Raw genomic sequence first — 20,726 nt, 5'->3', positions numbered from 1 at the left:
AACCCTCGTGTCCAGAGCCTTCAGCGTCCGCAGCGATTTCCTGCCGTTTTCCCGACCGACCATCCGCCAGGTCGAGATCGACGAGGTCGTCGACTCGCTGCGTTCCGGCTGGATCACCACCGGACCGAAGGCGGAGCGTTTCGAGCAGGCACTCGGGGCCTACACTGGAATCGGCGAGATCGTCGCCCTGTCGTCGGCGACCGCCGGGCTGCACATCGGCCTCATGGCGCTCGGGCTCGGTCCGGGCGACGAGGTGATCACCACGGCGATGACCTGGGCGGCGACGGTCAACATGATCGAGGCGCTCGGCGCCACGCCGGTGTTCGTCGACGTCCACCCCGAGTCGTTGCAGATCGACGAACGGCAGATCGAGGCGGCGGTGACTCCGCGCACCGTCGGCATCCTGCCGGTGCACTTCGCCGGCGCACCCTGCCATCTCGAACCGATTCTCGCCATCGCTCGCCGCCACGGACTGTGGGTCTTCGAGGACGCGGCGCACGGCGTCGGCACCCGGTACGGGGGCGAACACGTCGGCGCCTTCGACCGGCTCGGCGTCTTCTCCTTCCACGCCATCAAGAACATCACCACCGGCGAGGGCGGCGCGCTCGTCACTCGCGACGCCGACCTCGCCCGCCGCCTGCGCGCCCTGCGCTTCCACGGTCTCGAGAAATCGGCCTGGAACCGCTACGCCGAGGGCGGCACACCGCAGGTCCAGGTGGTGATGCCGGGCTACAAGTACAACTTCATGGATCTGCAGGCGGCGCTCGGCATCCACCAGCTCGCCGCCGCCGACGAGTTCAATGCCCGGCGCCGCGCGCTGGCCGCGCGCTATCTCGAGCTCTTCGCCGACGTGCCGGAGCTCCAGTGCCTCGAGGCCCCGGCCTACGACCACTTCCACACCTGGCACCTCTTCGTCGTCCGCGTGCGCGAATCGGCCAACATCGGCCGCGACGCCTTCCTCACCGAGCTCAAGCAGCGCAACGTCGGTGTCGGCATCCACTTCCGCGCCGCGCACGAGCACCCCTACTACGCCCAGAAGTACCCACACTGGCTGGGGCGCCTGCCGGCCACCGAATGGGCCTCGGCACGGCTCTGCTCGATCCCGCTCTTCCCGACGATGCGCGACGACGACGTCGACTACGTCGTCGCGGCGATCCAGGACGTTCTCGCCCATGCACGGAGCTGAGCGAACCGCTGCCGACCGGTCGGCGGCCGATCCCTGGCTCTCGGTCGTCGTTCCCGTCTTCAACGAGGAAGAGAACCTCGCGGAGCTGCACCGCCGACTGAGCGCCGCCCTCGGGTCGCTCGACCGCACCTACGAGCTCCTGCTGGTCAACGACGGCAGTCGCGACCGCTCGCTCGAGCTGCTGCGCGAGCTCACCGCCGCCGACCCGCACGTCGTGGTCATCGACTTCAATCGCAACTACGGCCAGCACGCTGCGGTCTTCGCCGGCTTCGAAGCCTCGCGCGGCGAGATCGTCGTGACTCTCGACGCCGACCTGCAGAACCCGCCCGAAGAGGTGCCGAAGCTGGTGGCCAAGATGGAAGAGGGCTACGACGTCGTCGGCTCGGTGCGGGTGGCGCGGCAGGACACCCTGTTCCGCCGGCTCGCCTCGCGCCTGGTCAACCGGATCACCGCAGCGGCGACCGGCGTGGAGCTCTCCGACTACGGCTGCATGCTGCGCGCCTACCGTCGGCAGGTGGTCAAGACGCTCTGCGCTTCGCAGGAGATCTCGACCTTCATCCCGGTGCTCGCCGACATGTTCGCCGGGCGCGTCACCGAGGTGCCCGTCGCCCATGCCGAGCGGGCGCGCGGCGAGAGCAAGTACTCGATCTGGAAGCTCGTCCGCCTGCAGTTCGACCTGATGACCAGCTTCTCGCTCTGGCCGCTGCGCGCCACCATGGTCCTCGGCATCGCCACCTCCGCCGCGGCGATGGGGATCGCCCTGGTGCTCGCCGCCGGCCGGCTGATCTACGGCGCCGAGTGGGCCGTCTCGGGGGTCTTCACCCTCTTCGCGCTCCTCTTCTCCTTCGTCGGCGTGCTGCTCTTCGCCCTTGGACTGCTCGGCGAATACGTCGGCCGGATCTACCAGGAGGTTCGCCGCCGACCGCGCTTCGTCGTGCGCCAGGTGCTGCGTCACGCCTCCGTCGACCGTGAGGAGACGCGATGAGAGCGGTCGTCCTCGGCTATCACACGATGGGCTGCCTGGGTTTCGAGGCGCTGAGGCGCCACGGTTTCGAGGTGCCGGCGGTCTTCACGCATCGCGACGACCCGCACGAGGAGATCTGGTGGGACTCGCTCGCCGAGCGCGCCGAGCGCGCCGGCTCGGCGGTGCACTACCCGGAGAAGGGCGAGGTCGGTACGCCGGGGTTCGCCGCCGCGGTCGCCACCTATCGCCCCGACTTCCTCTTCTCGTTCTACTTCCGCTTCATGCTGCCCGAGGCGGTGCTCGCGGTGGCGCCACGCGGCGCGCTCAACCTGCACGGATCGCTCCTCCCCCGCTACCGCGGGCGCGCGCCGGTCAATTGGGTGCTCGTCGAGGGCGAGCGCGAGACCGGCGTGACCCTCCACTACATGGTGGCCAAGCCGGACGCCGGAGCGATCGTCGACCAGGAGCGGGTGGAGATCGCCTTCGAGGACACGGCGCTCACGCTCTATCGCAAGCTCGAGCCCGCCGCCGTCCGCCTGCTCGACCGCGCCCTGCCGCGGCTGGCTGCCGGCACGGCCGAGGCGCGACCGATGGACCTCGCCGCCGGCTGCTACCGCGGCGGTCGCAAGCCGGCCGACGGCCGGATCGACTGGTCGCTGCCGGCGCGACGGATCTACGACCTGGTGCGCGCCGTCACCCATCCGTACCCTGGCGCCTTCACCGAAGCCGGCGCGGAGCGGCTGCTCGTCTGGTGGGCGCTTCCGGTTCCTGCCCGCGAAGGCGACCCTCCGGCCGCGCCCGGTACGATCGTCGAGCTCAATTCGCGCGAGCTGCTCGTCGCCACCGGCGACGGCCTGCTCGCGCTTCACCGCTGCCAGCTCGAAGGCGGCGAGGAGGGCGACGCTCCGGCGATCGCCCGCTCGCGCGGCCTCGCCGTCGGCAAGCGTCTCGGAGAGGGGCGAGAGGCACCATGAAGGTCCTCATCCTCGGCGTCAACGGCTTCATCGGCAACGCGCTGGTGCGCCGCATCCTCACGACCACCGACTGGGAGGCCTACGGCATGGACCTCTCGGCGAACAAGCTCGAGCATTCGCTCGACCACCCGCGCTTCCACTTCCTCGAAGGCGACATCACCATCAACCGCGAGTGGATCGAGTACCACGTCAAGAAGTGCGACGTGGTCCTGCCCCTCGTGGCGATCGCCACGCCGGCGACCTATGTCAAGGACCCGCTGCGCGTCTTCGAGCTCGATTTCGAGGAGAACCTCAAGGTCGTCCGTCTCTGCGTCAAGTACCGCAAGCGGCTGGTCTTCCCGTCGACCTCCGAGGTCTACGGCATGTGCGGCGACGCCGAGTTCGACGAGGACTCGAGCCCGCTGGTGCTCGGGCCGATCGGCAAGTCGCGCTGGATCTACTCCTGCTCCAAGCAGCTCATGGACCGGGTCATCGCCGCCTACGGCCAGCAGCAGGGCCTGCAGTACACGCTCTTCCGGCCGTTCAACTGGGTCGGCCCGAAGCTCGACGACATCGACGCGGCCAAAGAGGGTTCCTCCCGGGTGGTGACGCAGTTCGTCATCGACCTCTTCCGCGGCCGGCCGATCCAGCTCGTCGATCGCGGCGAACAGCGCCGGGCGTTCACCTACGTCGAGGACGGGATCGAGGCGTTGATGCGCATTCTCGAGAATCCGGGCGGTGCGGCCGACGGGCAGATCTTCAACGTCGGCAACCCGGACAACGAGTGCTCGATCGCCGAGCTCGCCGAGCGCCTGGTGGTCCTCTTCGAGAAACGGCGCGCGCGGATCCCCGACTACCGGCCGCCGCAGATCGAGAAGGTCGACGCCGAGGCCTACTACGGACGTGGCTATCAGGACATCCTCACGCGCAAGCCGTCGATCGCCAAGGCTCGCCGTCTGCTCGGCTGGGAGCCGAAGGTCACGCTCGACGACGCGCTCGCCCACACCGTCGACGCCTTCCTCGAGGACTGGATCCGCTCCGAAGCCGCCGCGGCGCCGTCGGCGGGCGACTGACGCGATGAGCGCCGGCAGTCGCGTGACGGCGGCGCGTCCGCTCGGCCTGCGCATCGACGTCGACACCTACGAGGGGATGAAGTCGGGCGTCCCGCGGTTGCTCGCCACGCTCGGCGAGCACGGCGTGCGGGGGACCTTCTATCTCTCCTTCGGGCCCGACCGGGCCGGGCTCGCCGTGCTCAACCTGCTGCGTCCCGGTTTCCTCGCGAAGATGCTGCGCACGCGCGCGCCGTCGGTCTACGGACCGCGGACGATGCTCTCCGGCACGCTCCTGCCGGCTCGCGACATCGCCGTCGCCCTGCCGGCCGTGGCCCTCGCCGTGCGTGCAGCCGGACACGAAGTCGGCGTCCACGCCTGGGACCACCGCCGCTGGCAGGACCGGCTGCCGCGCTTCGATCGCGCGACGGTCGGCGCCGAGCTCGACCGCGCCTTCGACGCCTTCGTCGAGGTCTTCGGCGATCCGCCGCGCACCTTCGCGGCGCCGGCCTGGCTGTCGAACGACCTGAGCCTGCTGCACCAGGAAGGCTACGGCCTGGTCTACGCCAGCGACTGCCGGGGCACCGAGCCGTTCCAGCCGCGAGTCGGCGGCGAGCCGCTCGCCACGCCGCAGGTGCCGACGACCCTCCCGACCCTCGACGAGGCGCTCGGCGACACCCACCGCGATGCGGCCTCCTACTTCGACACGATGATCGACGCGGCCGCCGAGCAGCGCTGGCCGTCGCTGACCATTCACGCCGAGCTCGAGGGGGGACCGTACGCTGCCGACTTCTCCCGCTTCTTGGCGCGAGCGGCCGAGCGCGGCCTCGACGTCCTGCCGCTCGCCGACCTGCTGACGGCTCGCCGAGCCGATCCGGCGCCGTTGCCGATCTGCCCGCTTCGCCATGCACCGGTCCCGGGTCGGCACGGCGTGCTGGCGACCCAGGGTGAGGCGGACACGACGAATCGCGGCTGACCTCCCCGTCTCCGGCGATCCCACCTACTTCTTCCAGAAGAGCAGGGCGACTCCGACCACGGTGACGCTCGCCCCGAGGACCGCCCGCCAGGTCGGCCGATAGCCCTCGTGCCAGACGAGCAGGGGGATGATGAGCACCGGCGTGGTGGCCATCAAGGTCGCGGCGACGGCGACGTCGGCGTAGCGCGCCGCGACGAGCGACAGCCAGACGCCGACGAACGGTCCGAACACCGCGCCACCCAGCACCGGGCGCGCCGCACGGCGAAGCAGGTCGGAGAGCGAGAAGCCGGCCAGGCGGCCGGAGCCGAGCGCGAGCGCCCCCATGCCGAGCGTCGCCACGCCCATGCGCACCCACGTGGCGGCGAGCGGGGGGACTTCGCCGGCCATCCCCCGCTTGGCGAGCACCAGCCCCACTCCCTGGCAGGCGGCCGCGACGACGGCGAGCGCCACCGCGCGGCCGCGTCCCGGCGCGGACGGCGTCCCCGGCGTCCGCTCGCCGACCACCCAGGCCACGCCACCGAGGGTCGTCGCCATTCCGGCGAGCGCGCGGAGCGTCGGTCGCTCGCCGAGGATCGCCAACCCGGCCAGGGTCGCGAACGCCGGCGCCAGGGCCATGAGCAGCGACGAGAGCCGCGGCCCGATGCGCACCAGCGCCGCGAACAGCGCGAGGTCGCCGAGCGTCAGCCCGAGGAGCCCCGAGAGGGCGAGGAGCAACACCCGCCCGCCGTCGAGCGAGGCGAGCGAGGTGCCGCTCGCCACGATGGCCGTCGACAGCAGAACCCAGGCGATCGGCAGACGCAGGAGGTTGACCGCCGTCGCACCGATCCGGCGCGCCGCTTCGGTAAAGAACAGGCCGGTCGCCGCCCAGCAGAGGGCCGCGGCCAACGCGGCAAGCTCACCTGGGTAGGTCATCGGCGGAGCAGCAGGATCGGGAGGATGACGGCAGAGCTCGTCGGCCGGAGGGCCGGACTCAGCCGCCGGCCGCCGGGACCGCGGCGGCGCGCGGCCGGATCTCGATGGATCGCGCCGCAAGCACCTTGTGATCGGCGGGGACGTCCTCGGTGACCATCGCGTGGGCGCCGACGAAGACGCGGTCGCCGATCCGGACCGACCCGATGACGGCGCAGTAGGCCCCGAGCACCACGTCGTCGCCGAGGGTCGGCATCTCCTCGATGCGCCCGGTGTGCGGCGCGCCGAGCGTGACCCCCTGCATCAGCAGCGTGTTGCGCCCCGCCCTGGCACGCCAGCCGACGACGATGCCGGTGCCGTGGCTGATCCGCAGGCCCGGACCGAACTCGGCGGCGGGAGCGATATCCACCCCCGTGCAGAAGAGGTTGAGACGCGCCACCGCCGGTCCCAGCACGGGGATGCGATGCCGCTTGAACCAGTGCGCCAGGCGATGCAGCACCACCGCTTGATAGCCGTTCTCGAAGAGCAGCGACTCGATGACGTACCAGGGGAACGACTTGCGCTTGATGGCGCGCAGCTGGCGGGTGTCCTCGCGGAGGTTGTCGAACATCGTCGCGGCAAGGGTAGCGGGCGGCCCGCCTCAGCGCAAGGACGCGCCGGCCCGGATCACTCGCTCTCCGGCGCCGTTGCTCCGTGCCCCGCCACCACCGTGGCGGCAACCCCGCCCAGCGCCAGCGCTCCGCCGGCGAGCTCGACCGGCGTCAGGCGCTCGCCGAGCAGCACCACGCCGAGCGCCGCGGCGATCAACGGCGCCAGCGGGGCGAAGACTCCCGCCTGCAGGTTGTCGACCCAGCGGAAGGCGTAGGTCATCAGCAGCTGGGCGGCGATCGACGAGGCGCCGACGAGCACGATCCACCCGACGGCCACCGCCGACGGCGTGCGCCACTCCCAGATTCCCACCGGCGCGGTCGCGACCAGACCGAGCAGGCTGAAGCTGCCGTAAACGGCCCACGAGCTCTCGGTGCGGCGCGCGGCGCGGATCGCCGTCACCGCCGCCCCGGAAAGCACTGCCGAGAGCAGGCCGACGGCCGTCCACCTGCCGGAGCGGGACCACTCGCCGGGTCCCACCCGCTCGCCCATCACGAGCGCCAGGCCGGCGAGTGCGGCGACCAGCGGAACAACCTTGCGGACCGGCATCGGCTCGCCGAGGAAGGCGCGGGCGAAGAGCACGCTGAAGATCGGCGAGGAGTAGTTGAGCAGCGTGGCGATCGCCACCGGCAGGTGGGCGATCGCCAGGAAGTAGAGGAGCACCGCCGTGCCGCCGAAGAAGCCGCGGTAGAAGAGCAGGTCCAGCCGCTCGTAGCGCATCGCGCGCCGGGCGAGGGACGGCGCCACGGCGAACGGCACCAGCATCATCCCGAAGCGCAGCAGCGCCACCTGGCCGCCACCGAGGGTCGCGGTGGCAAGCTTGGCGACGAAAGCCATCAGCCCGAAACAGACCGACGACAGCGCGAAGAGGACGAGCGCCCGCCGCCGGGAGGGGATCGCGGCAGGAGCCTCGGGCGGCTCTCGATCGCCGTCCGCTCTCACTCCGCCTCGACCCGACGCTGAGAGGCGAGCGCAGCACGCAACGGCTCGGGGATGGCACGCTTGGTCGTCGAGGCGAGGTCGATGCAAACCGTGACGACGCGTGCCTCGGCTCGCGGCGCCTCCTCGTCGGCGACGAAGAGCCGAAAACCGAAGGTGCACGAGGTCGCGCCGAGAGCGTCGACGGTCACCTCGAGCGCCGCCGACTCGCCGTAGCGCAGCGGGCGACGGAAGTCGCACTCCGCGTGGACCGTCGGAAAGCCCAGACCTTGCTGCGCGACGAGCGCCGGATAGGACACACCAAGCGCCGCGACGAACAGCTCTTCCATCGCGCCATGGAAATAGTGGAAGAAGCGCGGGTAGTAGACCCAACCGGCGGGATCGCAGTCGCCGAAGCGCACGACGAGGGGGGTACGGAACGCCATCGGCGGCGAGCGTATCGCAGCGCTCTCGCCGGCGTCCGCGGCGCCGCCGCTGGCGCCGCCGGCGCCGCTCGCATAGGCTTGGCGCGGCCGTCGTCGGGCCACGAAGCGATGTCGATCCACTCCGTCTGCGTCTTCTGCGGCTCCAGCCCCGGGGCCAACCCGGCCTATCGCCGGGCGGCCCAGGCACTCGGTGCCGCGATCGCCCGCCGTGGCCTGACGCTCGCCTACGGCGCCGGCAACGTCGGCCTGATGGCCGAGGTCGCCGACGCGGCGCTCACGGCAGGCGGCGAGGTGATCGGTGTCATCCCGCGGCATCTGCTCGACCTCGAGCTCGCCCACCAGGGGCTGACGCGCCTCGAGGTCGTCGACACCATGCACGAGCGCAAGGCGCGCCTCGCCGAGCTTTCCGACGCCTTCGTGGCGATGCCCGGCGGCCTCGGCACCCTCGACGAGCTCTGCGAGATCGCCACCTGGGCCCAGCTCGCGCTGCACGCCAAGCCGATCGCGCTGCTCGACGTCTCCGCCTACTGGCAGCCCTTCCTCGCCTTCGTCGACCACGCCGTCGCCGAGCGCTTCGTCCGCGCCGAGCACCGCGAGATGCTCCTCGTCGAGGGCGACCCCGACGCCCTCCTCGACCGCCTGGCGAGCCAGACCTCCCCTGCGCTCTGCAAGTGGCTCGACCGCGCCTGACGGCGCGATCGATTTCCGTGTCCTCTCGATCGGTGGCGTCGCGATGGCGGGCAACAGGAGCTACGAGGAGATGGCAGCCGTCCTCGAGGCCTGCCGTGCCGAGGCGCAGGAACGGGAGCTGACGCTCGGCGAGGTGCTGGACCGGTTCGGCGAAGCGAGCTATTCGTTCGTCTGCCTGCTGCTCGCCCTGCCGTTCCTCCAGCCGATCTCGCTCGGGCCGCTCTCGACCCTCGGCGGGTTGAACTTCGCCGCGCTCGGCTGGCAGCTCGCCCGCGGGCGACAGACCCCCTGGGTCCCCGAGCGGCTGCGGCGAGCCGTCCTGCCGCCGAGGGTCTGGAGCATCCTGCTCGGCGTCCTGCTGCGGCTCTTCCGGATCTGTCACCGCTTCACCCGACCGCGCGGCCAGCGCTGGGTGAGCGGCCGCCGCGGCGAGTTGGTCGGCGGGTCGCTCATCGCGCTCGGCGGGCTGCTGATCTCGATCCCGCTCGCCGGGATTCCGTTCAACAATCTCCTGCCAGCACTGGTCATCGTCTTCGTCTGCATCGGCGAGCTCGAAGGAGACGGGGCGATGGTCTGGGTGGCGCTCTTCTGGCTGGTGGTGTCGGTCGCCTACCTCGGCTTCGTCGCCTGGGCGCTCTTTTTTCTCGGGACCGAGGCGTTCGGCTGGTTCGGAAGGTTCCTCGGCAAGTAGGATGGCGTCGTGTCCGCACCTCTCGTTCCAGGCCGGCGATTTCCCTGGATCCGCCTGATCGGCGGCTGCGGCTGCCTGGCGTTGCTGCTGCTCGGCGCCTGCGTCGTGGCGACCTGGCGGGGCATGGGCTTCCTTGCGAAGCAGGTTCCATCGGCGCTGCAGGACGCGGGCCGCGAGATCGAGCGGGCCGCCGGCACCGCCACCGAGATCACCGAAGCGGCGATGCGGGAGCGTTGGCGGGAGCTCAAGGCCGACCTCGACAAGCTCGCCACGGACGACGGCGTGCGCGAGCTCTACCGCGCCAACCCCGCGCTCGCCGCGCACTTCGGGAGCGAGGAGGAGTTCGTCACCCGCGCCCGGCAGTGGCGCCCCAAGGTGGGCGCGCTGGGGGAGGACCTCCCCGCCTGGGAGCAGGCCGACGCCACCTTCAAGCCGTTCCTCGCCGACGGCACCCCCTCGCTCGAGCTCGCCTACACGAATCGCCGCGGGAGCCGGGTGCGGTTCGTCTGGAAGGGCACGCAGATCTCGTATATCGAGATCCAGTAAGACGCCAGGGCACCGGGACTCCGGCGCCACGGCCCGGTTCGCTTCACTCCCCTTCCCTTCCCCGTCGCCGGTCGGGGTCGGCTTCCTGGCGGCGCGTCGGCCCCTCGCCGGCAGCCCCGGCTTCGGCGGCAGCCCACGCGAAGAGCCCATCCCGCCGCAACACCCCGGATGAACCCGGGTCGGTTCTCCTGGTCGAGATCGTTGGCCGCACGCCGGGGTCACCGTCGGCGGTCGCGGCTGCATCCATCTCCTTCCCGGCGCCGAGAGGTGGCGTACGACGCGGACTCCCGATCGGGGCCTCGGGAGCGACCGACCGAGCCCGCTTCCGCAAATCCTCTGTCGGAAGGGGCGAGCGCGATCGCGGTCCGGGCCGCGAAGGCTCATTCTTCCGCGCCCGACAGGTGTCGAATCATTCGACGGTAGGCGTCGAAAAGTTCCACACGCCTCCAAGTGCATGTTTCCGTTGACTTTCGCCGCGTCCGGGGAGGATTTCGACGGGACGCTTGTTGATTTTCGCCACGGGCCCCCGGGCGGGCGGCGGCGAGCCGAGAAGGCGAATGCCCACGCGAAGTCCCCGGTTTTCGGGCTCTTGGGGTGTTGTCGGACAGCGGAGCCGAGGTTGGCAAGCCCCTTGCTCTAAGGAGACCTCGCAAGGTGGAAACGAACCCAAGAAGGAGACTCCCATGACCGTCCTGCTCGTTCTCGCAACTTTCGCCACGTTCCTCACGATCGACTTCATCGTGCGTCATCGGGAGGCGTCCCGTACTCCGGTCATCGTGCTTTCGGGCAGTGAAGCCTCGATCCCGCCGCTCGCCGAGCCCGTGTGGGTCGCCGGCTACCAAGTTCCCGACGAGTGCCGCTTCCACCCCGGCCACACCTGGGCTCGCCAGATCTCGCCCGAGATCGCCCTGGTCGGCCTCGACGACTTCGCCCGCCAGCTGCTCGGCCGCGCCGAGAAGATGGCGCTGCCGGAGATCGGCTCCTGGGTCCGTCAGGGCGCCGCGGCGCTCCGGCTCGGACAGAACGGTCGCACGGTCGACATGGTCGCCCCGGTCGAGGGTGAGGTGGTCGAGATCAACCGCGCCGTCGCCGCCGAGCCGCACCTGGCCACCGACGATCCGTTCGGCCGCGGCTGGCTCTTCAAGGTCCGGACCACCGAGCTCTCCCGTGGGATGCAGAACCTCCTCTCCGGTTCGCTCGCCCGCCGCTTCATGGAGGACTCGCGCGAACGGATGCAGCACTCCCTGATGGCGCTCTCGGGCACCGTCCTGGCCGACGGCGGCGAGCCGGTGGCCGACTTCGCCAAGCACCTGCCGGACGAGGACTGGCAGCGCCTGGTGCGCGAGTTCCTGCTGACCTAGTCGGGATCGACCACGACTCCAGCCCGGAACCGATCCCATGATTCAGACTCGCCCGAACGCCCTGTTGATCGACATCACCCGCTGCGTGGGCTGCAAGGCCTGCGTCGGTGGGTGCCTCGAAGCCCACGGAATGAAGGGAGACCCGGAGAAGGTGACGGGTCTCTCGTCTGAAGCCCTCACCGCGCTTGCCGAACGCGACGGCCTCTATGTCCGCCAGCTCTGCCGGCACTGCGTCGACCCGGCGTGCGCCAGCGTCTGCCCCGTGGTGGCCTTCAAGAAGACCGAGCTCGGCCCGGTGGTCTACGACGCCAGCCGCTGCATGGGTTGCCGCTACTGCATGCAGGCCTGCGCCTTCAACGTGCCGAAGTACGAGTGGTTCTCCGCCAACCCGCGGGTGATCAAGTGTGACATGTGCGCCTCCCGCCAGGAAGCCGGCAAGCCGACGGCCTGCGCCGAGGTCTGCCCGGCGGAAGCGACGGTCTTCGGCCACCGCGACGAGCTGATCGCCGAGGCCCACCGCCGGATCGCCGAGAACCCCGGCACCTATCACCCGCAGGTCTACGGCGAGACGGAGCTGGGCGGCACCTCGGTGCTCTTCCTGTCGCCGGTGCCCTTCGAGAAGCTCGGCTTCCGCACCGACCTGCCGGCCGGCGCCCTGCCCGAGTTGACCGCCGCGGCCCTGTCGAAGATCCCCGGCATCGTCTCGGTGGGCGGGGCCTTCCTCTTCGGCCTCTACTGGCTGACCCATCGCAAGGACGAGGTCGCCCGCTTCGAAGCCGCCCAGCACCAAGCCACCCGCGAGGAGAGCACCCATGCGCAGCACTGAGCCCTATCGCCTGACCTTCTGGCGGGCGTTCTTTTTTCTCGTCCTCGCGGCAGGACTGACCGTCGCCGTCGTCCGCTACACCCAGGGGCTCGGCGCGGTCACCAACCTGAACGACAACTTCCCCTGGGGTATCTGGATCGGCTTCGACCTGCTCTGCGGGGTCGGCCTGGCGGCCGGCGGCTTCACCCTCACCGCCATGGTCTACCTCTTCAACCTCAAGCGCTTCCAGCCGATCGTGCGGCCCACCGTGCTGACCGCCTTCCTCGGCTATGCGCTGGTCATCGTCGCCCTGCTGCTCGACCTCGGCCGGCCGTGGAACATCTGGCACCCGATCGTCATGTGGAACCCGCGCTCGGTGATGTTCGAGGTGGGCTGGTGCGTGATGCTCTACACGACGGTGCTGCTGCTCGAGCTCACCGGCATGATCTTCGAGCGCCTGAAGTGGGAGCGCGCCGTCAAGATCCAGCACGCCGCCACCGTGCCGCTGGTCATCTGCGGCGTCCTGCTTTCCACCCTCCACCAGTCGTCGCTCGGCGCCCTCTACCTGATCGCCAAGACGAAGCTCTACCCGCTCTGGTACTCCGCGGCGCTGCCGTGGATCTTCTGGAGCTCGGCGATCGCCGCCGGACTGGCGATGGTCATCGTCGAGTCGAACCTCTCGGCACGCGCCTTCAAGCGCCAGCTCGAGCTGCCGCTGCTGCAGGAGGTCGCGCGCGTCCTGCTCGTCGCCCTCGGCGTGACCGGCGTCTTCCGCATCTACGACCTGATTCATCGCCACGTGCTGCACCTGGCGCTCCAGTGGACCTACGAGGCCGCCTTCTTCCAGCTCGAGATCCTCGCCGGCGTGATCCTCCCCTTCTTCCTGCTCGCCGTGCCGAGCTGGCGGATCCGCCCGCGGGTGATGTACGCGGCCTCGCTGCTGGCGGTCATGGGCTTCGTGGTCAACCGCCTGAACGTCAGCGTCACCGGGCTCGAGACCTCCGCCGGGCAGCACTACCAGCCCGCCTGGGGCGAGATCCTGATTTCGGTCCTGATGGTCTCGGTCGGTTTCGCCGCCTTTGCCCTGGCAGTGCGATACTTCCGGGTGTTCCCGGAGCCGGAAGAGGGCGACCACCCGTCGCCCGCCCCGGATCCGGTCTTCCGATCGCGCCTCGCTTCGACGAACCGCGTGGTCTAAGGGCCCGAGACGATGGCGACCGCTCAGCCGGATCCTCTCCCCAGCCGCCCGCTCGCGCGGCGCCTGGGCTTCCGGCTGGCGGTCGCTCTTTCGCTCTCCGCCATGGCGGTGCTCGCCGCCGGCCTCGTCTGGAACCTCCAGCTTCAACGCCAGCACCTGACCCTTCTCGTCGAACGTCGGGCCGCGGAGATCGTCGACCTGATCCTCGCTTCCACCCGGCATTCGATGCTGGAGAACAACGCGGCCGAGCTGCAGCGCCAGCTCGGCCGTTTCGCCGGAACGGCGAGCGTGCGGCGCGCCCGGGTGTTCGACAAGCAGGGGGAGATTCGCCACTCGAGCGACCTCGCCGAGACCGGCCGCATGGTCGACCTCTCGGCCGAGCAGTGCGTCTCCTGTCATGCCGCGGGAAAACCGCTCACCCATCTCGACGTCCCGCAGCGTTCGAGAACCTTCCGCACCGCCGAGGGCGAGCGCGTGCTCGGTGTCATCCTGCCGATCCGCAACGAGGCCTCCTGTTCGAGTGCCGCCTGTCATGCCCATCCGGTCGACCGGACGATCCTCGGTGTGCTCGACGTCCAGATGTCGCTCGCCAGTGTCGACGAGAGCCTCGCCACCTCCGAACGGCAGCTCTTTGCCGGCCTGATCGGCACGGTCGCCGCCTTGCTCGGCCTCACCTGGCTGCTCGTCTGGCGATTCGTGCTGCGCCCGGTCGGCGAGCTCACCGCCGCGGCCCCGCTGCTCGCCTCGGGCGACTTCTCCGCCCGCGTTCCCGACCGCTCGACCGACGAGCTCGGCGAGCTCGCCCGGGCGTGGAACCACATGGCCGTCCGGCTCGGCGCCGCCCACGCCGAGCTGAACGAATGGGGGCACCGGCTCGAGCAACGCGTCGACGACAAGACGCGCGAGCTCGCCGACGCCCATGCCCGGATGCTCCTCGTCGAGAAGATGGCGTCGCTCGGCAAGCTCGCCGCCATCGTCGCCCACGAGCTCAACAACCCGCTCGCCGGCATCGCCACCTACGCCCGCCTGCTGCGCCGGCGCCAGGCCGAAGCCGCAGCAGCAGCGGACGGCGAACCCGCCGCCGCCGCTCCGCAGGGCGCCGCCGACACCGAGCGGATCCTCAAGCTGGTCGAGGAGGAGGCGATGCGCTGCGGCAACATCGTGCGCAACCTCCTGCTCTTCAGCCGCACCCCCGGGGCACGCATCGCCCCCGAGGAGATCGCGCCGATCGTCGAGCGGGTGGCCATGCTCGTCCGTCACCAGTTCGAGTTGCAGGACGTCGAGCTTCGCCAGGAGCTCGCCCCTGGCCTGCCCCGCCTGCCCTGCGACGGAGCGCAGATGCAGCAGATGCTCCTCGCGCTGACGATGAACGCCCTCGAGGCCACGCCGGGCGGTGGCAAGGTGACGATCGCCGCCGACACGGTCGACGACCGGCTGCGTCTTCGCGTCTCCGACACCGGTCGCGGCATCGAGGCCGAGCACCTGCCGCACGTCTTCGAGCCCTTCTACACCACCAAGGAGAGCGGCGCCGGCGTCGGCCTCGGCCTCGCGGTCGTCTACGGCATCGTCGAGCGACACGGCGGGACGATCGACGTCGCCTCGACGCCGGGGGTCGGGACCACCTTCACCGCGTACCTGCCGCTCACCCGAAACACGCCGAGCGGCGATTCCGAGGCCACGGCATGACGCTCAAGAAGGAACCCGGCGTCTCGATCCTGGTGGTCGACGACGAGCCGATCGTCAACCAGTCGCTCGGCGACTGGTTCCGGCAGGACGGCTACCAGGTGACCACCGCGAGCAGCGCCAAGGAGGCGCTGCGCCTGGTGGCCGAGCACACCTTCGACATCGCGCTGCTCGACATCAAGATGCCCGGCATCGACGGTCTCGAGCTGCAGGAGCGGCTGGTCCGCGACTGCCCCGACCTGTCGATCATCATCATGACCGCCTACGCTTCGGTCGACTCGGCGGTGCGGGCGCTCAAGGCCGGGGCCTACGACTACATCACCAAGCCGTTCGACCCCGAGGAGCTGTCGATGCTCATCCGGCGCGCCAGCGAGCACCGCTCGCTGCGCTCGGAGAACATCCGCCTCAAGGAGCAGCTCGCCACCGTCGCCGGCGCCAGCCCGATCGTCGGCGTCTCGCGAGCGATGCAGCACGTCCAGGAGCTGATCGACGCCGTCGCGGCGAGCGACGCCACGGTCCTCGTGCGCGGCGAGTCGGGCACCGGCAAGGAGCTCGTCGCCCGCGCCATCCACGCCCGCTCGGCGCGTCGCTTCGCCCCGCTGGTGGTGGTCAACTGCGGCGCGCTGCCCGAAGGGGTGCTGGAGAGCGAGCTCTTCGGCCACGAGAAGGGGGCGTTTACCGGCGCGCAGCAACGCCGCAAGGGCAAGTTCGAGCTCGCCGACACCGGCACCATCTTCCTCGACGAGATCGGCACCATCTCGCCGCGGGTGCAGGTCGAGCTGCTGCGCGTCCTCGAGGAGAAGACGGTGACGCGGGTCGGCGGTAGCGGTCCGGTGCGCACCGACTTCCGTACCGTCGCCGCGACGAACCAGGACCTCGAGGCCGCGGTCAAGGACGGATCGTTCCGCGAAGACCTCTATTGGCGGCTGAACGTCTTCGCCATCGAGATCCCGCCGCTGCGCGAGCGCCCGGAGGACATCAGCGCGCTCGCCGAGCACTTCCTCGACCGCTTCGTGCGCTCGATGAACCGCAAGCCGATGCGGTTCACCAACGACGCTCTCGACGCGTTGCGCGCCTACGGCTGGCCGGGCAACGTGCGCGAGCTGCAGAACGCCATCGAGCGCGCCGTCGTGCTCGGCAAGCCGCCGACGATCGAGGTGGGCGACCTGCCGTTGCGGCTGACCGAGAACGGCCCGCCGCCCGCCGGACCGGGTCCGCTGTCGCTCGAGGAGATGGAGCGGACGCACGTGCGCTACGTGCTCGAGAGCTGCGGCTGGAACATCTCCCAGGCCGCCAAGCTGCTCGACGTCGACCGCGGCACGCTCTACAACAAGATTCGCCGTTACGGCTTCGAACGCACCGGACAGGAAGAGTAGGCCCGCGAGCAGCGGACGATGCTCGCCGAGCCCGACGCTCCGTCGCGACCGCCGATCCTCGAGGTCCGCCTCGTGGCCGTGGCGGGCGCCCCGCCCGCCGAGCTCGACCGGATCGTCGGCGGACTCTCCCGACACCTCTCCGTCGCCTGTCGCCGCGCTCCCCCACGCCCCGAGCTCGGCGGCCGCGAGCTCGCCGGCCGCGGACAGCTCGACGCCGACACGCTGCTCGCCGCGCTCGAGCGACTCGCCGACGACCCGGCGGCCCCGCTCATCGGGCTCACCGACCGCGACCTCGGCCTGCCGATCTTCACTCACGTCTTCGGGCGGGCGCGCGTCGGCGGCAACGCCGCGGTCGTCTCCCTGGCGCGGCTGCGGCCGGAGTTCTACGGCGAAGCGCCGGACCCGCCACTGCTTCTCGAACGGGCCCTCGCCGAGATCCTGCACGAGCTCGGTCATGTGGCCGGGCTCGTCCACTGCCAGGACGCCAACTGCCTGATGCACTTCTGCTCCCGGATCGAGGCGGCCGACGTCCGCGGCAGCGTGCTCTGCGACGCCTGCCGCGAGCGCCTCGCCCAAGCCGACGGGGAGATCCCGCCGCTCTTCAGACGTCGTTGAGCCGTTCGGGCAGGCGACGGATCGAGGGCCAGCGTCCGACCCAGGCCCAGATCGCCCAGACCGCCAGACCGGCCACGTAGCCGTCGACGGCGTAGTGCCAGCCGAGGGCGATCGATCCGGCGAAGGTGACGACGGCGAAGAGCCAGGCCACCGTGCCGGCGCGACGGCCGGTCGCTCCGGCCGCCAGCGCGATCAGGACCACCATCGCCACGTGCATGCTCGGCATCGCCGAGATGCCACCGAACGGCAGCGATCGCCGCGCCTGCCACGCCTCCCAGAGCCCACGCTGGTTGTCGACCGCGAAGAGCAGCATCCCCTCCTCGTCGACCCGTCGTTCGAGCGACCCGACGAGCTCGGCGAACGGATCCGGCCCCGGCACCAGCCGCCCGTAGTAGCAAGGGCCCGCGCTGCTCCAGACGAACGCCCCGACGGTGCCGACGAGGACGAAGGCGAGGAAGGAGGCGGCGAGAAGGCGCCGCCGCAATCGCAGGCGCACCGACCAACCGCACCAGACGATCACGCCGACGAGCAGCGGGAACCAGAACACATAGACGAGATCCAGCAGGCGAAGCAGCTCCGGCCGTCGGGTCGCCCAGGCGAGGAGTCGCCACGGCTCGACGCCGCCGTGGAGCGTGCGGTCGAGGGCCGCCAGACGCTGATCCCAGGCGTACGGCGCGAAGCGCGGCAGGACCTGCTTGAGACTGTTGAAGGTGCTCTGGAACGGCGTGGCGAGCGCAAGGACGACGAGCGCTTCGGCGACGCGCGCCGGTCGCAGGAGCTCCGCCGCCCGGCCACGCAGCCGAGCGGTGAGCAGCATCAGCGCCGTGCCCGCGAGCCAACCGCTCGCCAGCCAGCCATCGACGAGTCGGAACTGCCAATCCCGTCCCCACCCGAGCACCGGTGCGGCCGCGAGGAGATAGCCGGCGACGAGGAGGACCGTTGTCCGGTAGGTCACGAGCACCGTCCTCGTCGCCCGCCATCCCACCGCGCCCTGCTCGCGGTCAAGTGCCCTGGTTTCCATCGTCCTCGAAATTAGCACGCGGTCCGAGCCACCGGTTTGCGGGACCGCGCGGGTTGATTGGCCGGACCCGTGCCATGGCATCATCGGCCGCGTGGCACCGCCGACCTTCCGAGGAGCTCGAAGCATCCTTGCGTGGTCATGCGGCCTCGCGCTTGTCGCCTGGCTTGTTGGCCGTACCGGCTTGGCCCCGATCCTGGCCGCCCTGCGCGAGGGAGCCCGCCCTGGATTCCTCTGTTACACCCTGCTCGCCACAGCACTTCCGCTGCCCCTCGATGCGTGGGCGACCGGACGTGCGATTTCGCGCCTAGGAATCCGCGTCCCGGAGCGTGATCTGCTTCTCGCGCGCGGCGCGAGCTATCTCGCCGGCATGCTCAACTACGCGCTCGGCCAGGGCAGCGTGTCCTGGTTTCTGGTGAAGCGTGGGGTGCCCGCACCTCGAGCTGGTGGTGCCATGCTCTTCGTGTTGGCAACAACGGGCCTCGCGACGATGGCCGTGACTTTCGTCGCGTCCGTCCTGGGCCCCTCGATCCTGCGCAGCGGCGCTCTCCGTTGGCTCCCCTCCCTGACGCTCCTCTTCGTCCTGAGCTACTTGCCAGGGCTCGCCGCGGCTCGTCGGCTCCGTTTCCTTCGGTGCCATCCGCTGCTGGAGGTGCTGCTCGAAGCACCCGGGCGGGATCACCTGCTGTCTGCGGTCGCTCGGCTTCCCCATCTCATCGCAATGTCGCTTCTGGGTTGGGGCCTCTTCCGCGCCTGGGGCCTTGCGCTGCCTGCCGCCGCGGGGATCTCGGCGACACCCGTGATCCTCCTCGTGGCCAGCCTGCCACTGACGCCAGCCGGTCTCGGCACCGTGCCGGCAACCCAGGTCGCGCTCTTGTCGCCGTTCCTCGCGAATCTACCGATCGAGGAGCGCAGCACCGAGATTCTGGCCTGCGCCTTGACCGCCCAAGCGGTGACTCTGGCGACTCAAGCCCTCATCGGAGTGATTTCGCTGGCCCTCTTGCGCCTGCTGAACGAGCCCGCACGAAGCACCTGACTCCTGCCCGTCAGGACGCTCCTCGCGTCGGCACCGGACTCGGCAGGCGCATGCAACAGACGAACTCGTTATAGCGGAAGAAACGGCCGACGAACCGCGGGAACGGGAACGACTCGAGCGCCTCGACAACAAGCCCGCACTCTGCCGCAAGCGTCCGGACAGCGGCTTCGTCGACGAAGCGCACGTGCGTCGGGTCACTGGTGAAGCCGGCCTCCTGCGGCGTGATGACGATGACACGGCCGCCCGGTTTGATCCGCGGCAGATAGTCGCGCATCAACTCGATCGCGCCATCGGCATCGAGATGCTCGAGCAGGTGGGAGAGCAAGAGCGTGTCGAAGGGGCAGCCTCTTCCGAACTCTGACACCGCGAATGAATCCGGCGTGAAGGCCCGGAGGCCGAGAACCTCGACGACGTAGCTCACCGATTCGCGATCGATGTCCACTCCAACGGCATGGCCCTGCAGGTGGCTGAGGTTCCTGCCGATGCCACATCCCACCTCGAGAACGAAGCCGGGCTCGAGAGCCCGGAGACGTTCGCGGTAGGGTCGCTGGACATCGAGGAGCCGTTTCCACCAAGCCGTCTGGAGACGCTGAAGCCGCTGCGAATACGTCGACTCTCCCCTTCCTCGCCTCGGCTCCTCGTCGCTACGCATCACGGGTCTCATCCCTTCAGTCCTGAAGCAGCGCCAGACGAGCAGCGAGCCGCTCGCCGATGCGCGAACAGCGCAGGAAGCGTGGCAGACCTGCGAGATGGCGCGGCCGCAGTCCCGACAGCACGCTCACGACTCCTGCCGTGTCGCGGTGCCAGAGCGCGGCGAGCAGGAGGTTGGCTCGCATCGACAGCTCGCCCGCGGCAATCACACCCGCCCCTTCGTCACCCAGGTCGAGGAGGCGCTGCACCTCGGCCAGCACCTCGACGTGCTCGCGTCGAAAGTCGTCGCTATTCCGCGAACGGGTTGCGGTCTGCGACTCGGCGTGAATGCGGAATCCGGCAAGCACGCGCGGCAAGTAGACGACGGGCACCCTGTCGGCCAGGCGTATCCAAAGTAGCCAATCGGCGGTGTACCAATGCTCCGCAGCCAGCGGTCCCACCTGCCGCGCCGCCGCCACGGAGAAGGCCGCGGCAGGAACCGAGATCGTATTCTGCACTGCCAGTGCCTCGAGCACCCGCGCTCGCGCCACGAACCCTCCCTCGCCAAACGGTGGACGGAGTGTGGCCAGACGTCGCCCCTCCACATCGAGAAAATCGCAGTCGTGCACCAGGAGCCCGATGTCCGGCCGTTCACGCCACGCCTCTCTCGCTGCGGCCATGCGGCCCGGAAGCCAGAGGTCGTCCTGGTGGAGAAAGCAAGCCACCTCGCCGCGCGCCGCATCGAGACCGCGCTGGCTCGCCGCCACCCAGCCGCACGTCTGCTCGTTGCGCAACACGCGAAGCGCGAGCCGCGAAGAGAAGCTGTCCAGGATCTCTCGACTGTGGTCCGTCGAACGATCGTCGACGGCGACGACCTCGAGCTCGTCACCACTCTGGTCGACCAGGCTCGCAAGGGCCGCCCCGAGAAAACGCCCGCCGTTGTGGACCGGCACGATGACGCTCATCCACGGGCGCATTCGACTCCCTCGCTCGGAAGGCGCGCCAAGTGCGATACGCTTGGCTACAGC

General features: G+C 70.2%; 22 protein-coding genes. 15 read left to right on the top strand and 7 right to left on the bottom strand.

Features of this window, described 5'->3' with window-relative positions:
- Nucleotides 1-7 precede the first annotated feature (7 nt).
- From IPJ17_07945 to IPJ17_07925, 5 genes are read left to right on the top strand one after another with little or no spacing between them, the layout of a single operon-like run.
- Entirely contained in the window at nucleotides 8-1,186 is a 1,179-nt protein-coding gene (locus IPJ17_07945) for an aminotransferase class I/II-fold pyridoxal phosphate-dependent enzyme (GenBank protein QQR75493.1), read from the top strand.
- Nucleotides 1,173-2,171: a glycosyltransferase gene (locus tag IPJ17_07940; protein ID QQR75492.1), complete on the top strand. Its 999-nt coding sequence runs from the start codon at nucleotides 1,173-1,175 to the stop codon at nucleotides 2,169-2,171. The genes IPJ17_07945 and IPJ17_07940 overlap by 14 nt, the downstream gene beginning before the upstream one ends.
- Nucleotides 2,168-3,124, top strand: coding sequence for a formyltransferase (locus tag IPJ17_07935; protein ID QQR75491.1), 957 nt, complete (start codon nucleotides 2,168-2,170; stop codon nucleotides 3,122-3,124). Before IPJ17_07940 ends, IPJ17_07935 begins: the two co-directional genes overlap by 4 nt.
- On the top strand, nucleotides 3,121-4,176 hold the full coding sequence (locus IPJ17_07930; protein QQR75490.1) for a bifunctional UDP-4-keto-pentose/UDP-xylose synthase: 1,056 nt from the start codon (nucleotides 3,121-3,123) through the stop codon (nucleotides 4,174-4,176). Before IPJ17_07935 ends, IPJ17_07930 begins: the two co-directional genes overlap by 4 nt.
- A 4-nt stretch (nucleotides 4,177-4,180) precedes the next feature.
- Nucleotides 4,181-5,128: a 4-deoxy-4-formamido-L-arabinose-phosphoundecaprenol deformylase gene (locus tag IPJ17_07925; GenBank protein ID QQR75489.1), complete on the top strand. Its 948-nt coding sequence runs from the start codon at nucleotides 4,181-4,183 to the stop codon at nucleotides 5,126-5,128.
- Between the two features lie 24 nt (nucleotides 5,129-5,152).
- Here IPJ17_07925 and IPJ17_07920 read toward each other — a convergent pair whose 3' ends face one another.
- Genes IPJ17_07920 through IPJ17_07905 form a run of 4 tightly spaced genes read right to left on the bottom strand, consistent with a single transcriptional unit; the run spans nucleotide 5,153 to nucleotide 8,049 of the window.
- The gene (locus IPJ17_07920; GenBank protein QQR75488.1) at nucleotides 5,153-6,040 is read right to left on the bottom strand and encodes an EamA family transporter; all 888 of its coding nucleotides are present in this window, start codon (nucleotides 6,038-6,040) and stop codon (nucleotides 5,153-5,155) included.
- A 58-nt stretch (nucleotides 6,041-6,098) separates the two neighbouring features.
- On the bottom strand, nucleotides 6,099-6,647 hold the full coding sequence (locus tag IPJ17_07915) for a hypothetical protein (protein QQR75487.1): 549 nt from the start codon (nucleotides 6,645-6,647) through the stop codon (nucleotides 6,099-6,101).
- A gap of 56 nt (nucleotides 6,648-6,703) precedes the next feature.
- Nucleotides 6,704-7,627: a DMT family transporter gene (locus IPJ17_07910; GenBank protein QQR75486.1), complete on the bottom strand. Its 924-nt coding sequence runs from the start codon at nucleotides 7,625-7,627 to the stop codon at nucleotides 6,704-6,706.
- Nucleotides 7,624-8,049 carry an acyl-CoA thioesterase gene (locus tag IPJ17_07905; GenBank protein ID QQR75485.1) on the bottom strand — a complete coding sequence of 142 codons (426 nt, stop codon included), beginning with the start codon at nucleotides 8,047-8,049 and terminating at the stop codon, nucleotides 7,624-7,626. The genes IPJ17_07910 and IPJ17_07905 overlap by 4 nt, the downstream gene beginning before the upstream one ends.
- A 108-nt stretch (nucleotides 8,050-8,157) precedes the next feature.
- Here IPJ17_07905 and IPJ17_07900 point away from each other — a divergent pair, with 108 nt between their 5' ends.
- The 9 genes from IPJ17_07900 (at nucleotide 8,158) to IPJ17_07860 (ending at nucleotide 17,014) form a co-directional block, all read left to right on the top strand.
- Nucleotides 8,158-8,739 carry a TIGR00730 family Rossman fold protein gene (locus IPJ17_07900; protein ID QQR75484.1) on the top strand — a complete coding sequence of 194 codons (582 nt, stop codon included), beginning with the start codon at nucleotides 8,158-8,160 and terminating at the stop codon, nucleotides 8,737-8,739.
- Between the two features lie 70 nt (nucleotides 8,740-8,809).
- Nucleotides 8,810-9,430, top strand: a complete 621-nt coding sequence (locus IPJ17_07895; GenBank protein QQR75483.1) for an exopolysaccharide biosynthesis protein — start codon at nucleotides 8,810-8,812, stop codon at nucleotides 9,428-9,430.
- A 9-nt stretch (nucleotides 9,431-9,439) separates the two neighbouring features.
- Entirely contained in the window at nucleotides 9,440-9,976 is a 537-nt protein-coding gene (locus tag IPJ17_07890; protein QQR75482.1) for a hypothetical protein, read from the top strand.
- 683 nt (nucleotides 9,977-10,659) lie between these two features.
- Nucleotides 10,660-11,337, top strand: a complete 678-nt coding sequence (locus IPJ17_07885) for a glycine cleavage system protein H (protein ID QQR75481.1) — start codon at nucleotides 10,660-10,662, stop codon at nucleotides 11,335-11,337.
- Nucleotides 11,338-11,374: 37 nt separating this feature from the next.
- Complete coding sequence (locus IPJ17_07880) at nucleotides 11,375-12,163, top strand: 4Fe-4S dicluster domain-containing protein (GenBank protein QQR75480.1); 789 nt, start codon at nucleotides 11,375-11,377, stop codon at nucleotides 12,161-12,163.
- Complete coding sequence (hybB, locus tag IPJ17_07875) at nucleotides 12,150-13,340, top strand: Ni/Fe-hydrogenase cytochrome b subunit (GenBank protein QQR75479.1); 1,191 nt, start codon at nucleotides 12,150-12,152, stop codon at nucleotides 13,338-13,340. Before IPJ17_07880 ends, hybB begins: the two co-directional genes overlap by 14 nt.
- A 12-nt stretch (nucleotides 13,341-13,352) precedes the next feature.
- On the top strand, nucleotides 13,353-15,026 hold the full coding sequence (locus tag IPJ17_07870; protein QQR75478.1) for a HAMP domain-containing protein: 1,674 nt from the start codon (nucleotides 13,353-13,355) through the stop codon (nucleotides 15,024-15,026).
- On the top strand, nucleotides 15,023-16,399 hold the full coding sequence (locus IPJ17_07865; protein ID QQR75477.1) for a sigma-54-dependent Fis family transcriptional regulator: 1,377 nt from the start codon (nucleotides 15,023-15,025) through the stop codon (nucleotides 16,397-16,399). The genes IPJ17_07870 and IPJ17_07865 overlap by 4 nt, the downstream gene beginning before the upstream one ends.
- 18 nt (nucleotides 16,400-16,417) lie before the next feature.
- Nucleotides 16,418-17,014 (top strand): hypothetical protein, encoded by a 597-nt coding sequence (locus IPJ17_07860; protein QQR75476.1) that lies wholly within the window; start codon nucleotides 16,418-16,420, stop codon nucleotides 17,012-17,014.
- Here the strand turns inward: IPJ17_07860 and IPJ17_07855 are convergent.
- On the bottom strand, nucleotides 17,001-17,969 hold the full coding sequence (locus IPJ17_07855; protein ID QQR75475.1) for a phosphatase PAP2 family protein: 969 nt from the start codon (nucleotides 17,967-17,969) through the stop codon (nucleotides 17,001-17,003). The two genes, IPJ17_07860 and IPJ17_07855, sit on opposite strands and share 14 nt — an antisense overlap.
- A gap of 157 nt (nucleotides 17,970-18,126) precedes the next feature.
- On the opposite strand from IPJ17_07855, the gene IPJ17_07850 reads away from it, so the two are divergent.
- Nucleotides 18,127-19,068: a flippase-like domain-containing protein gene (locus IPJ17_07850; protein QQR75474.1), complete on the top strand. Its 942-nt coding sequence runs from the start codon at nucleotides 18,127-18,129 to the stop codon at nucleotides 19,066-19,068.
- Nucleotides 19,069-19,078: 10 nt separating this feature from the next.
- Here the strand turns inward: IPJ17_07850 and IPJ17_07845 are convergent, their stop codons facing one another.
- Both IPJ17_07845 and IPJ17_07840 read right to left on the bottom strand, forming a co-directional pair.
- On the bottom strand, nucleotides 19,079-19,720 hold the full coding sequence (locus IPJ17_07845; protein ID QQR75473.1) for a methyltransferase domain-containing protein: 642 nt from the start codon (nucleotides 19,718-19,720) through the stop codon (nucleotides 19,079-19,081).
- Nucleotides 19,721-19,736: 16 nt separating this feature from the next.
- Nucleotides 19,737-20,663: a glycosyltransferase gene (locus tag IPJ17_07840; protein ID QQR75472.1), complete on the bottom strand. Its 927-nt coding sequence runs from the start codon at nucleotides 20,661-20,663 to the stop codon at nucleotides 19,737-19,739.
- Nucleotides 20,664-20,726: the final 63 nt, after the last annotated feature.

The organism is Holophagales bacterium (assembly GCA_016699405.1).
Classification (GTDB): Bacteria; Acidobacteriota; Thermoanaerobaculia; order Multivoradales; family JAGPDF01; genus JAAYLR01.
The sequence above is the reverse complement of the archived record's forward strand: the minus strand, read 5'-3'. Positions and strand labels throughout refer to the sequence as shown.

Coding starts and splice junctions, on each gene's coding strand:
- IPJ17_07940 (QQR75492.1), top strand. CDS start 1,173: ATGCACGGAGCTGAGCGAACCGCTGCCGACCGGTCGGCGGCCGATCCC.
- IPJ17_07935 (QQR75491.1), top strand. CDS start 2,168: ATGAGAGCGGTCGTCCTCGGCTATCACACGATGGGCTGCCTGGGTTTC.
- IPJ17_07930 (QQR75490.1), top strand. CDS start 3,121: ATGAAGGTCCTCATCCTCGGCGTCAACGGCTTCATCGGCAACGCGCTG.
- IPJ17_07925 (QQR75489.1), top strand. CDS start 4,181: ATGAGCGCCGGCAGTCGCGTGACGGCGGCGCGTCCGCTCGGCCTGCGC.
- IPJ17_07920 (QQR75488.1), bottom strand. CDS start 6,040: ATGACCTACCCAGGTGAGCTTGCCGCGTTGGCCGCGGCCCTCTGCTGG.
- IPJ17_07915 (QQR75487.1), bottom strand. CDS start 6,647: ATGTTCGACAACCTCCGCGAGGACACCCGCCAGCTGCGCGCCATCAAG.
- IPJ17_07905 (QQR75485.1), bottom strand. CDS start 8,049: ATGGCGTTCCGTACCCCCCTCGTCGTGCGCTTCGGCGACTGCGATCCC.
- IPJ17_07900 (QQR75484.1), top strand. CDS start 8,158: ATGTCGATCCACTCCGTCTGCGTCTTCTGCGGCTCCAGCCCCGGGGCC.
- IPJ17_07895 (QQR75483.1), top strand. CDS start 8,810: ATGGCAGCCGTCCTCGAGGCCTGCCGTGCCGAGGCGCAGGAACGGGAG.
- IPJ17_07885 (QQR75481.1), top strand. CDS start 10,660: ATGACCGTCCTGCTCGTTCTCGCAACTTTCGCCACGTTCCTCACGATC.
- IPJ17_07880 (QQR75480.1), top strand. CDS start 11,375: ATGATTCAGACTCGCCCGAACGCCCTGTTGATCGACATCACCCGCTGC.
- hybB (QQR75479.1), top strand. CDS start 12,150: ATGCGCAGCACTGAGCCCTATCGCCTGACCTTCTGGCGGGCGTTCTTT.
- IPJ17_07870 (QQR75478.1), top strand. CDS start 13,353: ATGGCGACCGCTCAGCCGGATCCTCTCCCCAGCCGCCCGCTCGCGCGG.
- IPJ17_07865 (QQR75477.1), top strand. CDS start 15,023: ATGACGCTCAAGAAGGAACCCGGCGTCTCGATCCTGGTGGTCGACGAC.
- IPJ17_07860 (QQR75476.1), top strand. CDS start 16,418: ATGCTCGCCGAGCCCGACGCTCCGTCGCGACCGCCGATCCTCGAGGTC.
- IPJ17_07845 (QQR75473.1), bottom strand. CDS start 19,720: ATGCGTAGCGACGAGGAGCCGAGGCGAGGAAGGGGAGAGTCGACGTAT.
- IPJ17_07840 (QQR75472.1), bottom strand. CDS start 20,663: ATGAGCGTCATCGTGCCGGTCCACAACGGCGGGCGTTTTCTCGGGGCG.